This window comes from Arthrobacter sp. KBS0703, from assembly GCF_002008315.2.
Taxonomy (GTDB): Bacteria; Actinomycetota; Actinomycetes; order Actinomycetales; family Micrococcaceae; genus Arthrobacter.
Genome location: NZ_MVDG02000001.1, coordinates 3,003,457 through 3,016,315 on the forward strand (window position 1 = coordinate 3,003,457; position 12,859 = coordinate 3,016,315).

The window sequence follows — 12,859 nt, forward strand, 5'->3', positions numbered from 1 at the left end:
GAATCCTCTTTCCTATAGGATTCATCATCGAGTGGGGTGTTGTCAAGGTCACACGGCAAGCTTAGTGTCCTTTCGCGGCGAAAGCGGCGGTGTCGAAGACCTCAGGGTTGAGGACATTCCGGGGCCGCTCCCCCGCCGCGACTGCGAGGATCGAGGCGAGGGCTCCGTCCGCGACGTCCCGGGTGAAATCGGCCGTCCAGCACAGCGAATGAGGCGACAGCACCACATTCTCCAAGGTCAGCAGCGCGTCATCGGGAAGCAACGGTTCCGGCTCGAAGACGTCCAAGCCGGCGCCGGCAATGCGACCGGACTGCAGGGCGTCTCGCAGGGCGTCCGTATCCACAAGCTTCCCCCGGCCGATATTGATGAGGTAGGCGCTCGACTTCATCCGGGCCAGGACGTCTGCATCAATCAGCTTTTCTGTGGCCGGGGTGAGCGCGGCACAGAGCACCACGTAGTCCGAGCGCTCGAGCAGTTCGTTCAGGCCGAGCAGTTCCACACCAAGCTCGGCGGCCTCCGGATGGCGGCCGCTTCGGTTGTTGCCGACGACCTTCATTCCCAGCGGCGCCAGCAGCCTGGCGAGCTCTGCGCCCACGCTCCCGAAGCCCACAATGCCCACTGTCTGGCCGACGAGGGGCGCACCGCGATACTGTTCGCGGGAGGCCCAGTCGGACGTGCGGGTCAGCCGGTCTTTGGCCAACAGGTTGTGCGAGAGCGCCAGCAGCAGGGTGAGTCCCGCGACCGCGAGCGGCCGCCGGATGGCATCCGGGGTGTTCGTGACGACGACGCCGGCGCGCGTGCAGGCGTCGAGGTCGATGGTCTCGTAGCCGGCCCCGAAGCGGGCAACCAGCTTCAGTTCTGGCGCGTGGTCCAGCGTGCGCGAATCGAAGGCGATGTGGCCCAGTGACAGAACCGCGTGGACGCCGGCAAGGTCCGCTGGCGGGATCGGGTCCGTGTAACTGGGCAAGACGCTCCAGCTGATGCCGTTCTCGGTTAGTCTCCGGAGTCCAAGGTCTCCATGGATGGAGCTTCCGTCGGGCCGCGCGGCGTCGGCCGTGACGGCTACGGTGAACGGCGGGCGGGCGGTTCCCGCAGTAGTGGTTCCCTCCGCCAGCGTGGTTCCCGCCGCCGGGGCGGCCGCCGAGGTGGCGACCGCCGTCGTCGTCAATGCATTTGTTGCTGTGCTCATGCGTCGGTTCAGCTTTCTGTCTGCAGTACTGCGGTCTTGTCCTTGATGGGTTCGCGGACCAGCACGGTGTATGCCACGGCGGCGAGGGCGGCGATGATGCCGCCGATCACGAACGACGGCGCGTAGGAGCCCGTGGCGTCCGCGATCACGCCGGTCAGCAGCGGGGCGAAAGCGCCGCCGAAGTAGCCGCCGAAGTTCTGGATGGCACCGACGGATGCCACCTGGGAGTTGTCCACGATGTCACCGGGCATGGCCCAGGCAGCCGCCTGCATGGTGGCGACGAAGCCCAGCGCCACGGTCATCACGGCGATGGCGAGCGGGAGGGAATCCACGAACGGAATGAGGCAGATCAGGATGCCGGCAGCAATGGCAGCCACGGACATGACGTGGCGCTTGGCCAGCAGCGGATCGCGGCCGGCCTTCTTGGAATAGCGCGTCATGACCCAGCCGCCGGTGATGCCCAGGATGGCCGCACCGAGGTACGGTACCGCAGCCAGCCAGCCGGAGTTGGCGATGCTCGCTCCGCGCTCTTCCTGCAGGTAGAGCGGGAGGAAGACGATGAAGATGTTCCAGATCCAGATGACGCAGAAGAAGCCTGCCATCATTCCCCAGATCTGGCGGTGCTTGAACAGGCCCAGCCAGGAGACCTTCTTGGCGGAGAGCTGCTGGGCGGTGCGTTCGGCTTCGATGTAGGCGAGTTCCTCGTCGCTGATGCGCTTGTGGTCCTCGGGGGTCCGGTAGTAGAGGAAGAAAGCGACGGCCAGAATCAGGCCGGCAATGCCGAGGAAGATGAAGATGGCCTGCCAGCCGAAGGCGAGCATGATGGCGGTCAGGATGGGCGGGGCAATGGCGGGCCCCCACTTAGAGCCGCTGTCCCAGATGGCGGTGGCCTGGCCACGCTCGGCCCGGGGGAACCAGTCGGCGGTCAGCTTGGCGGACGCCGGTCCATTGGGGGCTTCGGCCACGCCCAGCAGGAAGCGGAAGGTAAGAAACTGCCACATCTTGCCTCCGACGGCCATCAGCGCCGTGGCGATACTCCAGCCGGCGATGGCCAGGAAGTACATGCGGCGGGCGCCCAGCTTGTCCACCAGCCAGCCGGCCGGGAGCTGGCTGAAGGCATAGGTCCAGGAAAACACGGTGCCTAGCAGACCGATGTCCGTCCGGGTCATGCCGAAGTCTTTGATGAGCTGTGGCGCAGCGATGGAGATGGCGCTGCGGTCCATGTAGTTGACGATGCCCGCGAGCAGGGCCCAGCCGAGGATCCCCCATCGCAGATTCTTGATAGTGCGGCGTGTTGCTGAGTCCCTGGGCTTGGCGGCCACTGTGTCTGTCTGCATTTTCACTCCCTTGTGATCGCGGTGTCGGCAGCATTGCCGGCACAATCAAAGATCCTATAGGGACATCGGACAGGCTGTGAGGATCGTCACACAGTTGTTACCAACCGCGCGTCGTTTTCCGGGGTAAGCTCACGCGGCCGCCCTCGGCCGCTTTTCAGGCGGTCCTGTGGACCCTCTGGTCAGGCTGCCCCGCGACCTTCAGGCTAGTCAACCGGAGCATCGGCCATGGCCCGCTCGCGGACTCTTTGGACGTGATCCGCCATGGCGGCCGCGGCTTTTTCGGGATCGCCGGTGGAAAGTGCGTCGAGCACCGACTGGTGCTCCGCGATGGCGTTCTCGGCGTCCGTGATGCCCACGCCGCCGAACAGCCGGAAGCGCTGGACCTGTCCGCCCAGAGCGGCGTACGCGGAAACCATGAACTGGTTCCCGGTTTGCTGGGCGATCAGCTGGTGGAAGCGTTCGTCGGCTTCGAGGTAGTCCTTGTACTCGGAGAAGGACGGGCCGCGTGGTGCCGATTTCAGGTCCTCGACCGCCTGTTCCAGCTCGGCGAACCGCTGCGGTGTCAGGCGCGCGCAGGCGAGCCGCGCGTTGACGGGCTCGATCGCGAGGCGCGCTTCCATGAGCTCGGCGAAGTCCTCCCGGGTGAAGACCGGGGCCACTCTGTAGCCTTTCAGCGCCACCCGCCGGACCATGCCGGTGTGCTCCAGCCGCGCCAAGGCCTCACGGACCGGAGTGGGCGAAACGTCGAGTTCGCGGGCGGTTCCGTCGATGCTGACTGCGGCGCCGGGCTCCAGCCGTCCGTCCATCAGGGACGCCAGGAGTTCCTCGTAGACATGGTCTGCCAGGACCTGGCGGCTGACGGTGCGGCCGCCCCTGCGGTCAGCCTGCACGGCGGGCTGGCTGCCGGGTCGGGGGCCATTGGACGCTTTCTGCATGGTCAAATCCTATAGGGGCCGGCCTTGGGCTGACCCCACGGCCTGATCAGCGGGAAGCTATGGACCACACTTCACCTTTCCACCGGTTTGAATGATGGTGAAGCTCCATTCCGCGGTCGATTTCTGCAGGTCCGCGAATGCCGCAGTCACGCGGACAGTCAAGGGGGTGACGCCGGGGTTCGCTAGGACGATGGGAGATCCCTCACTGATGGCGATCGGCCCCGTTCCGGAGCCGGCGGGGTATTCGGTGGCCAGGGGACTGTACGTGCCATCCGCCTGGCGGGCAGCGATGGTGAGCGTGACGGGGCTCTGCGCCGACGAGACTGTCAGGGTTGCCGTCTTTTCATTGGTGCTGTTGGCGCAGGTCAGTGTGATCGGGGAACCCCAGTTGACACCTGCCGAGACGGACATAGTCGCGGTGGCTGACTGCTGCCAGAGCGCGACGGCGGCAGTGCCGCCAATGCCGAGGAGCACCGTCAGCATAAATGCGAATAGCGCCAGCATGGCGCCGGGTATCTTGGCCTGGGGGGTCATGCCGCCTCTCCTGATTCCAGGCGCCGGCTGCGGATGTGCCGGACGATAAGCAGAAGGCCGTAGCCAATGAGACCGGCAGCGCCCGCCGTCACCCAGAGGCCACGATCCGCATTGCCGAGTGCATTGGCAGCGTAACCTACAAGCGGGACGGCGTAGAACAATTTCCCTTTGACCTGGAGTTCACGGACCGGGTTGGCGTCGTTGATGTCGTTGTTGTCACCCTTGGTGATCAGGGTTCTTTCCCCGGTCTGCGTGGCACCGAAACCGACAATCCGGTGCGTCTCCACTGCCGGCTTGCCCGATTCCAGCTGGAACGTGACGATGTCGCCGTATTTGAGTTCGCTGAATGCGGCGGGCTTGACCACCAGGAATGTGCCCGGCGAGTACTTCGGAGCCATGGAGTTGGTCAGCACCGAGTAGGTCTGGGAACCGGTGGCCTTGGGTACGAGGATCAGCACCAGTGCGGCGAAAACTGCGACCGTCAGCAGCACGACGGTGGCGACGCGGCCCGCGCCAGCCAGCCGGCGGCGGGCCGGCTTTGTTGCCTGGTCGGTGCTTGCGGCCTGTTCACCGGCAACCTTCGTGCCGCTCTTTGAAGCGGACATTCTGCCGCTGGCCGGGAAGGTATCAAGCGCAGCCACTGGGCACCCCGCAGAGCTGCGTAGCGGTGAGGGGGATCGAGATGCTCACGGCTTGTCCTTTCACAGTGGCTGGAGCGGTGGAGGAGAGCTTGACTTCGAAACAGATGATGGTGGTTGCGCCCTTGGGGACTGCCGCCGTGGTGAGGCCGGCCGGGGAGAGCTGGGTATAGCCCGTGGTGGTGCTGCATTCGGCGGTCGTCGCCACGTTCTTGGCGCTAACGGTCAGGTATTGCGCCAGCGATCCCCCGCCCACGTTAGTGACTGTTGGGGCGCCGGCGGTGACGCTGATGCTGAACTGCCCACCGGCGTCGGAATTATTGGTGGCCGAAACGCTGGAGTGGACCGCGGCGCCCGGCGTCAGGGGCGCTAGGGGCGTGCCCGAGGTGGTCAGTGCAAGGGTGGCCGCCCCTCCGCCGGCCAGCGTCATGTTGGTGACCTGGCCGGAGGGCAGCCCCGTGAGGCTGACGTTGAATGATGCGGCGGATACGGATCCGGGAGCAGCGGAGGCATTGGCCGCCCACAGGGCGTACGAGCCCTGCACGGTCAGGAGTCCCAGGAGCACCGCCGCGGCGATCAACGCGGCGGCCCGCAAACTGCGCGGGATGCCCATGGTTCCTCCTCCTGACCCTCTTCTGGTTATTGCCTCGGTGCGGATGCCGGCCACCCGCGAAGTAAAGTCCGCGGGTGGCCGGCAGTTCGCTAGGACAGGCCGGTCTGGGTGATCTGCTGCAGGGTGAACGCGACGTTGCCGAAGTTGTATGTCGCGCTGACGTCGGCGCGGCCCGTGGTGGTGGAGAGGAACTCGAAGGTGATGGTGGCTGTGACCGTCTTGGAGGTCGTCAGCGGGTTGGCAACGGTCACGCCGCCGACGGTCAGCACGGGGCCGGAGACAACGACGTTGGCCGGGGTGAATCCGTTGGCCGTGCCGGTGCCGGTGGCAGTGATGTCGGCAGCCATCTTGTTCCCCGTGAGGGTCACGTCCAGGACCTGGGTGTAGGTGAGCTTGTCACCCGGAACAACTTTGTAGGTTGCGATGTCGATCGTGGTGCCGGCGCGGTCTTTCCACACGCCGGCCGCGGACTTGGCGACGTTCAGGTCGCCGGCGATGACGGTGCCGGGCGCCGCGTTGTCCGATGCGTTCCAGGAGGCCAGCGTGCCGCCGCCGCCCAGCAGCAGTGCAGCGCCTACGGCGATGGCGGCGGTTCCCTTGATCAGTGCGCTGTTCTTCATGATGAGACCCTTCAAATTTTGTGGTGGCAGTTGTCTTGCTACCCAGAACAATGCCGCGCCTGGCTCAGGACTCGATGCCACAAAAGGTCAAGATTCACTCAAGAAAATATTGCCCCGAAAACAAGGTCAAACAAAGGGAACCGCCCGGTGTCCGGACGGTTCCCCTGGTTGGGTGATTCTGAGGCTGGCTAGGCCGTCTCGTACACCGGGTAGTCGGTGTATCCCTTCGCGCCTTCGCCGTAGAACGTGGCCTGGTCGGGCTCGTTCAGGGGCAGGCCTTCGCGCCAGCGGCGGGCGAGGTCGGGATTGGCGATGGCCGGCCGGCCCACCACCACGGCGTCCGCGTGACCGTCTGCCACCAGCGCGACTGCCTCCTCGCGGGTGGTGACGAGCCCGAACCCGGTGTTGACCAGGAACGTGCCGTTGAAGCGGGCACGCAGATCCTGGACGAGTTCACCCGAGGGGTCGCTGTGCAGAATGCTCAGGTAGGCAAGGTTCAACGGAGCGATCGAGTTCACCAGCACTTCGTAGGTTGCCCGGACATCCGCAGGATCATTCTCGTCGATGCCTTGAACATTGTGCTCCGGTGAAATGCGGATGCCGACGCGGTTGGCTCCGAGCGCTTCGACGACCGCATTGACGGTCTCGATGACAAAGCGCGCGCGGTTTTCGGGCGAGCCGCCGTAGCTGTCCGTGCGCACGTTGGCGTTCGGCGCCAGGAATTCATGCAGGAGGTAGCCGTTGGCCGAGTGCAGTTCGACGCCGTCGAACCCCGCTTCAATGGCATTGCGCGACGCCGTGACGATTTCCTGGAGGACTACCGGGAGTTCATCCGTTGAGAGCTCGTGCGGCACCGGGTATGCCTGCTTGCCGGTGTACGTCCGGGTTTCGCCCTCGACGGCGATGGCGCTCGGCGCAACGATGCGGTGGCCGCCCGTGATGTCCTCGTGGGAGACACGGCCGCCGTGCATGATCTGCGCGAAAATCCGTCCGCCCTCTGCGTGGACTGCGTCCGTGACGTTCTTCCAGCCGGCGATCTGCTCAGGGGTGACAATGCCGGGCTGTCCCGGGTAGGAGCGGCCTGCGGGGCTGGGGTACGTGCCCTCACTGACAATGAGGCCGAGGGTGGCCCGCTGGCGGTAGTGCTCTGCCACGAGCGGTCCCGGTACGCCTTCCCTGCCCGAGCGGAGGCGGGTGAGCGGTGCCATGACAAGGCGGTTGGGCAGTTCGAGCTCACCGAGGGACAGCGGAGAAAACAGCATGCGTGGTTCCTTTCAGAATGCATTGGGTCCAGTCGGTGCAACTGCCGCGCGCGTGCAAGTATTCCGGGTGTGACGCAGGTCATGGGATTACGGCGTCCAAAGCACTCCGAGCACAGCGACGGCGGCGCCCAAGGGGGTACCGCCGTCGTCGTCCGCTTCGTAGGTCCGCTGCTTCAGTGCCCTATCCGCATCTGGTTCTTGGTTTTTTGGTGTGGTTCGGGTCGTTTACCTGTTGCCCGGGCCAGCTCCCGGACACCCTTGGCCGCGGGGGTTGGCGATGCAGTCGTCCGCATAGTTCCGCGTGACGGAACGCCACACACTTACCGTATGTGGAGCCGAACTGAACTGGCCTTGGTTGGGGATGGGAAGGGCTGGCCCGCCGTTCACTGAATATGTGCCCTGGAAGTACGTGGTGAGCACAACGCTGAAGTCACCTGTCGCAGCGTAGGCGTGGCTGGTGCGCGTCGTCTCACCCCAGCGATCCTGAGTAAGGGGCCCACCCATGGTGGTTGTCGGGCCCAGCGAGGCGCCGTCGCCGTAGTCCCAGCGGTACTGGACTGGCTTGGCCACAATTCCGACGCTTTGGCCCAGCATGTTCACACTGAAGGATTGTTCCGAGGCCTCCGCGTAGAAGTTCGTCTCAGCACCGCGAAGAGTATGCGGGCTTGGCTGCACGCCGGCAGTTCCCGCTTTAACGGGTAGCTGCTCGAACTTTGACTGAATCTGCGCCGCAATCCTCCCCAAGACGTCGCTCGGGTCTTCCGTGTAGACGCAGCGATCAGGACGAATCTGGCTCCAGACTGGCGGCCGAAAAGCCTTCAAGGAGGAATACCAACGAACGGGACGGCCATTTTTCCCGTCCGTGCATTCTACCGCCGCATTCAGGCAGCCGACATCGAAATTATTCCGGCCGTCATCCAGACAGAGGTACTCAAATTTGTAGGCGTTGGGGTCTTCTTCCAATGCCCCAGGAGAATCGACCCAAACGTGGTGATCCGAGTCGAAGTGCCAGATACCCACGCCATCGTCTGTCCAAGAAACATCTGTGTCAGCTGCAAATGATTGTTCCGGCACTATTCCGACAATAGTTCCGACCAACACAAGCGAAAATAAGACTCTGAACCAATTGCGTTTACCCCGGGCGCGCATGATTTCAGCCGCCAAGCCTGTCGACGTTGTTTGCCTTCCAACGACCGTCCACGTATTTCGCAATCATGAGGTCCCCCAGCATGGGCGACTCGGTTACGGTCTGACCCACTGTTCCGTCAGCCTGCCTTAAGGAACCGGCAGACTGCTGCGACTGCATCGCCACTTGATATTCACCCGAACTTGTTCTCACAAACGCCGACTGAACTGCACGAACTTGGATACCAGCACCTACAATCCATTTGCCATCCTTGTTCCACTTCTCAATCCCCGGGAAAATCTTGCTACAGAGGGCGCATGACGGCCCAGTTATGCCCCTGACTGGCTTCAGATTTCCCGTCTCAAGAGCGTAATTGAGCAGCGCGTACCAGTACTTCGCGAACGCTTCCACGCCCTCTTTCGAATTCTTGTCCGCCAACGCTGGCTTCACTGGAACCGGCACGTTCTGCGCCTTGCCCTTAGCATCTGCGGGCTTATACACGGGCCTCGGGGTGGGAGTAGGAGTGGCGCTCGGCGTGGGTGTAGCCGAGGCCGAGGGCGTGGTCCCGCCGCTCGAACCATTTTTAGGGTCTTCACCATTGCTGCAACTGCTGAGCGCCAGAACGGAAGCGGCGAGGACGGATATCGCGGAGAGGCGCAGACGCCCGGAACTGAAGGTACGAGAAGTCATGCGCTAATCCCCCCGGATAGGTTTCAAGACATCTGTTTCCGAACAATGGTTAAAGGGTAGCCGAGGCTACACTTTCGAGCTCAAAGTTATCCACAGCCAGCAAACCCTTTCGTTCTACCACCTGCCGGCCAGCGCCGAAAGTCAAAGCCGCCGCTCCGAGCGAGAAAAACTCCGCAAGGCACCGTGAGAACACCGCACAAAAAAACGGGCCCGATGCACTTTGCCACCGGACCCGTCAATACCGCAGAGGCCAACAAAACAGGCCCCGTATTCCTTAGCGCTGAGCCGGCAGCACCAGCTCCCCCGACTTATCGGCCGACAAGGCGAGCGAAGAAACATACTGGGGTTCGCCGTCGGGTCCGTCCTGGGCGGAGCGGATCATGTCCGGACGTTCGAATTCGATTCCACTCACGTGGCAGAGGAGCTTGGCGTCGCTCGGGTTGCCGTCGGCGTCGAACATCGGCAGGTCAATCCCGTCGTCGGTGCGCCGAAGGTAGTAGCGCCCCTTGGTCAGGACAGCCAGCACCGGAGGCAACACCAAGGCAAGCCCCACAGCGAAGATCGGCGAATAGGGCTGGATGCCCGCTCCGAACGCCCCGAAGAACACGGCAATCGAAATCCCTGCGGATACCAGCATGGAGACGAAGCCCACCGGGTTCACGGCATACAGCATGCCGCGCCGGAACTCGGGGGTCTTCGGCGAGATCTTCAGCAGGTACTTGTTGATCGCGATGTCCGACGCAACGGTGACCACCCAGGCCATGGCGCAGTTGGCGTAGAAGCCCAGAATAGTGTTGAGGAAGCTGAACATGTTTGCTTCCATCAGGACCAGCGCAATCAGCAGGTTAACCACCACGAAGACCATGCGGCCCGGGTAGGTCTTGGTGACCCTGGTGAAGCTGTTGGTCCATGCCAGCGAGCCGGAGTAGGCATTGGTTACGTTGATCTTGATCTGGGAAATGACCACCAGCACCACCGCCAACGTCATGGCCAGCCATCCCGGCATCATTTCCTGATAAACGCCGAGGAACTGGTGCACGGGTTCGTTGGCCGTCGCGGAGGCGGCCGGATCAAGCTTGGCGATCAGGTAGACGGCGATGAACATGCCGACGATCTGCTTCACTGCTCCGAACATGACCCATCCCGGCCCGGCGAGGATCACGGCCCTCCACCACGCGCCCTTGTTCTCGGCGGTCTTGGGCGGCATGAAGCGCAGATAGTCAATCTGTTCGGCAATCTGCGCCATCAAGGACAGGCAGACGCCAGCCGCCAGCATCACGGACGCCAGGCTGGTGCCCTCGGCGCCGGAATCTCCCGTGAACGCGAAGAAGTCATCGATGCTGCCGGGGTGGGACACCAGCAGGTATCCCACCGGCACCACCATGAGAAGCAGCCACAGCGGAGTGGTCCACACCTGCAGCTTGGCCAGGGTGTTCATCCCGTAGATCACGAGCGGGATGATGATGACCGTGGAGGCGGCATATCCCAGCCACTGCGGGACGCCGAGTCCCAGCTCCAGCCCCTGGGCCATGATGGACCCTTCCAGGGCAAAGAAAATGAAGGTGAACGTCGCGAAGATGACGTTGGTGACCACGGATCCGTAGTAACCGAAGCCCGAGCCTCGCGTGATGAGGTCAAGGTCGATGTTGTACCGCGCAGCGTAGTAAGCCAGCGGAAAGCCCGTGGCGAAAATAATCACGGCGGCCACAAGAATGCCGAAGATCGCGTTCACCGTGCCATAGGCGATCCCGATATTCGCCCCGATCGAGAAATCGGCCAGGTAGGCGATGCCGCCCAGTGCACTGGTTGCCACCACCCCGGCGCTCCACTTGCGGTAGGAGCGCGGGGCGAACCTCAGCGTGTAGTCCTCCAGGCTTTCCTTGGTGGCGCTCAAAGCATCGGCGTTGCCCGCCGTCGAGCTGCCGGTCGGACCGCGTCCGACGGCGGTGTCGCCGCCCGCCGTCGGCTCCAGCAGTTCGGTGTCCTTCAGATCATTGGTCATCATTCATCGCTTTCGTCGCCAGTTGGTCCTTGCTGACGCTAGTCACCGCGTGAGACGGACCCGTCACGGGGCCATTACAAAGGTGTTAAAGATCCAAGGCTTTCCTCCGCGGGCTCCGCCGGCGGGGTATCCCAAACTCAGGACGGTGGCGGATTCACGTCCACGGCTGGGAAAATTTCCTCATATCCCTATCGTTTTTCTACAAGACGTAGAAGAATGGAGCCATGATGTTCAACCACGCAGACGGCGACCCCATCCTGATCCTCGACGACGAACAATGCTGGCAGCTGCTGGAGGGCACCAAGCACGGCCGCCTCGTGGTCACTGTTGCGGGTGAACCCGATATTTTCCCGGTCAACTATGTGACGAGCCGCCGGAAGCTGTACTTCCGCACTGCGCCCGGCAACAAGCTGGCCCAAGTGACCATCAACGACCACGTCCTCTTCGAAACGGACGGCATCATGTCAGACCAGGCGTGGTCCGTGGTCCTCCGCGGCACGGCACGGGTTCTGAGCAAGTCCGCAGAAATTGCGGAGGCGGAGGCCCTCGGACTCGCGTCATGGGTCCCCACGCTCAAGGACTTCTACGTGGAGATCGATCCAGGATCGGTCAGCGGCCGGCACTTCGAATTTGGGGAACAGCCCGAACGGGAAATCTAGCAAGCCGCAGCAAGCCTAGACTTGAAGCATGGCGGACCGGCTGACACCTGAGCAGCGCAGCTGGAACATGTCCCGGATCAGGGGCAAGAACACCAAGCCCGAATTACTGGTGCGCAGCCTCCTGCATGCCAAAGGCTACCGCTACCGCCTGCACGGTGCCTCCCGCGGCACCAAGTTGCCGGGGAACCCCGATCTTGTCTTCGCCGCCAGGCGCAAGGTCATCTTCGTCAACGGCTGCTTCTGGCACTTCCACGACTGCAAGGCCGGCCAGCACTCCCCCAAAGCCAACGCGGAATTCTGGGAGGCGAAGCGGACAAAGACCAGGAACCGCGACGCCGATCAGCGCCGTCAGCTCGAAAGCGCCGGTTGGGAGGTGCTCACCGTGTGGGAGTGCGAACTGCGGGACGCATCAGCCCTGGAGCGGCAACTCGAGCAATTCCTCGCTAGCGACTGAACGCACCGAGGCCGGCGTGGTCAGTGTTCAGCGGGGGCGAGCCTGTAGCCGACGCCGCGGACGGTCTGGAGCCAACGCGGGCTCTGCGCGGAGTCACCGAGTTTCTTGCGCAGGTTGCCCATGTGCACTTCGACGGATCGTTCGTCGGCCTCGCTGATGTAGCTTCCGACGTCGTACGGTTCGTCCCGCAGGCGGCGCACCAGGTCCGCTTTGGTACGGACCATGCGGCCGGCCTCCAGGAGGGCATGCAGCAGGTCGAACTCGGTGCGCGTCAGGCTAAGCTCCTTGCCATCCACGGTCACGGTGCGGGAGTCGTAGCTCAGGTCCAGCCCGTTGTGGCTGAAGAGGCTCTCATCACTGGCCGCAGCGGAGGGTGCGCCGGTCTCTTCGGCGAGATCCGGCGTCGAACGCGGGCGTCGCATCATGGCCGCGACGCGGGCGCGCAGCTCCCGGGGACGGAAGGGTTTGGTGAGGTAGTCGTCCGCGCCGGACTCGAGACCGATCAGGGTATCCAGTTCCTCCGCGCGGGCGGTGAGCATGACGATGTACGCGTCGGAGAACTGACGGATCTGCCGTGCCACCTCGAACCCGTCAATGTCGGGCAGGCCGAGGTCCAGCGTGATGACCGCGGGGTCCAGCTCCTTGGCGGCCAGAACGCCTTCGGCTCCGCTGCTCGCAGCGGTCACGTCAAAACCGGCTTGCGTCAGTACAACGCGCACCAGTTCGCGAATATCGTGATCATCTTCAATGACCAGTCCCACGCGTGCATCACCCATCGCAGCCCCCTCAGCCCGCTACAT

Annotated in this window: 14 protein-coding genes; 2 read left to right on the forward strand and 12 right to left on the reverse strand. The window is 63.6% G+C overall.

The window, feature by feature from the left end; translation table 11 throughout:
* Positions 1-61 precede the first annotated feature (61 nt).
* The 11 genes from B1A87_RS13940 to B1A87_RS13990 all read right to left on the reverse strand — a co-directional run bounded on the left by B1A87_RS13940 (position 62) and on the right by B1A87_RS13990 (position 10,946).
* A complete protein-coding gene (locus B1A87_RS13940) occupies positions 62-1,189 on the reverse strand; it encodes a 2-hydroxyacid dehydrogenase (RefSeq protein WP_078028587.1) in 1,128 nt (375 codons plus the stop codon).
* A gap of 8 nt (positions 1,190-1,197) precedes the next feature.
* Positions 1,198-2,526: an MFS transporter gene (locus B1A87_RS13945; protein ID WP_078028586.1), complete on the reverse strand. Its 1,329-nt coding sequence runs from the start codon at positions 2,524-2,526 to the stop codon at positions 1,198-1,200.
* A 203-nt stretch (positions 2,527-2,729) separates the two neighbouring features.
* Positions 2,730-3,461 (reverse strand): GntR family transcriptional regulator, encoded by a 732-nt coding sequence (locus tag B1A87_RS13950; protein WP_078028585.1) that lies wholly within the window; start codon positions 3,459-3,461, stop codon positions 2,730-2,732.
* Positions 3,462-3,518: 57 nt separating this feature from the next.
* Entirely contained in the window at positions 3,519-3,995 is a 477-nt protein-coding gene (locus tag B1A87_RS13955) for a hypothetical protein (protein WP_078028584.1), read from the reverse strand.
* A complete protein-coding gene (locus B1A87_RS13960; protein WP_260680850.1) occupies positions 3,992-4,636 on the reverse strand; it encodes a signal peptidase I in 645 nt (214 codons plus the stop codon). The genes B1A87_RS13955 and B1A87_RS13960 overlap by 4 nt, the downstream gene beginning before the upstream one ends.
* A complete protein-coding gene (locus B1A87_RS13965; RefSeq protein WP_078028582.1) occupies positions 4,623-5,246 on the reverse strand; it encodes a hypothetical protein in 624 nt (207 codons plus the stop codon). Before B1A87_RS13965 ends, B1A87_RS13960 begins: the two co-directional genes overlap by 14 nt.
* A gap of 89 nt (positions 5,247-5,335) precedes the next feature.
* Positions 5,336-5,866 carry an alternate-type signal peptide domain-containing protein gene (locus B1A87_RS13970; RefSeq protein ID WP_078028581.1) on the reverse strand — a complete coding sequence of 177 codons (531 nt, stop codon included), beginning with the start codon at positions 5,864-5,866 and terminating at the stop codon, positions 5,336-5,338.
* A 188-nt stretch (positions 5,867-6,054) separates the two neighbouring features.
* Entirely contained in the window at positions 6,055-7,128 is a 1,074-nt protein-coding gene (locus B1A87_RS13975) for an alkene reductase (protein ID WP_078028580.1), read from the reverse strand.
* Between the two features lie 225 nt (positions 7,129-7,353).
* Positions 7,354-8,292, reverse strand: coding sequence for a PKD domain-containing protein (locus B1A87_RS24010; RefSeq protein WP_260680851.1), 939 nt, complete (start codon positions 8,290-8,292; stop codon positions 7,354-7,356).
* On the reverse strand, positions 8,282-8,755 hold the full coding sequence (locus B1A87_RS13985) for a DUF6318 family protein (RefSeq protein ID WP_144275818.1): 474 nt from the start codon (positions 8,753-8,755) through the stop codon (positions 8,282-8,284). Before B1A87_RS13985 ends, B1A87_RS24010 begins: the two co-directional genes overlap by 11 nt.
* Before the next feature lie 463 nt (positions 8,756-9,218).
* Complete coding sequence (locus tag B1A87_RS13990) at positions 9,219-10,946, reverse strand: cytosine permease (protein WP_078028611.1); 1,728 nt, start codon at positions 10,944-10,946, stop codon at positions 9,219-9,221.
* A gap of 224 nt (positions 10,947-11,170) precedes the next feature.
* Between B1A87_RS13990 and B1A87_RS13995 the strand changes: the two genes are divergently transcribed.
* Together B1A87_RS13995 and B1A87_RS14000 are read left to right on the forward strand one after the other, a co-directional pair.
* Positions 11,171-11,605 carry a pyridoxamine 5'-phosphate oxidase family protein gene (locus B1A87_RS13995; protein WP_078028578.1) on the forward strand — a complete coding sequence of 145 codons (435 nt, stop codon included), beginning with the start codon at positions 11,171-11,173 and terminating at the stop codon, positions 11,603-11,605.
* 28 nt (positions 11,606-11,633) lie between these two features.
* A complete protein-coding gene (locus B1A87_RS14000; protein ID WP_078028577.1) occupies positions 11,634-12,059 on the forward strand; it encodes a very short patch repair endonuclease in 426 nt (141 codons plus the stop codon).
* A gap of 20 nt (positions 12,060-12,079) precedes the next feature.
* Here the strand turns inward: B1A87_RS14000 and B1A87_RS14005 are convergent, their stop codons facing one another.
* Complete coding sequence (locus B1A87_RS14005) at positions 12,080-12,835, reverse strand: response regulator transcription factor (protein ID WP_185982337.1); 756 nt, start codon at positions 12,833-12,835, stop codon at positions 12,080-12,082.
* Positions 12,836-12,859 lie beyond the last annotated feature (24 nt).

Coding starts and splice junctions, on each gene's coding strand:
- B1A87_RS13940 (WP_078028587.1), bottom strand. CDS start 1,189: ATGAGCACAGCAACAAATGCATTGACGACGACGGCGGTCGCCACCTCG.
- B1A87_RS13945 (WP_078028586.1), bottom strand. CDS start 2,526: ATGCAGACAGACACAGTGGCCGCCAAGCCCAGGGACTCAGCAACACGC.
- B1A87_RS13950 (WP_078028585.1), bottom strand. CDS start 3,461: ATGCAGAAAGCGTCCAATGGCCCCCGACCCGGCAGCCAGCCCGCCGTG.
- B1A87_RS13955 (WP_078028584.1), bottom strand. CDS start 3,995: ATGACCCCCCAGGCCAAGATACCCGGCGCCATGCTGGCGCTATTCGCA.
- B1A87_RS13965 (WP_078028582.1), bottom strand. CDS start 5,246: ATGGGCATCCCGCGCAGTTTGCGGGCCGCCGCGTTGATCGCCGCGGCG.
- B1A87_RS13970 (WP_078028581.1), bottom strand. CDS start 5,866: ATGAAGAACAGCGCACTGATCAAGGGAACCGCCGCCATCGCCGTAGGC.
- B1A87_RS13975 (WP_078028580.1), bottom strand. CDS start 7,128: ATGCTGTTTTCTCCGCTGTCCCTCGGTGAGCTCGAACTGCCCAACCGC.
- B1A87_RS13990 (WP_078028611.1), bottom strand. CDS start 10,946: ATGACCAATGATCTGAAGGACACCGAACTGCTGGAGCCGACGGCGGGC.
- B1A87_RS13995 (WP_078028578.1), top strand. CDS start 11,171: ATGATGTTCAACCACGCAGACGGCGACCCCATCCTGATCCTCGACGAC.
- B1A87_RS14000 (WP_078028577.1), top strand. CDS start 11,634: ATGGCGGACCGGCTGACACCTGAGCAGCGCAGCTGGAACATGTCCCGG.
- B1A87_RS14005 (WP_185982337.1), bottom strand. CDS start 12,835: ATGGGTGATGCACGCGTGGGACTGGTCATTGAAGATGATCACGATATT.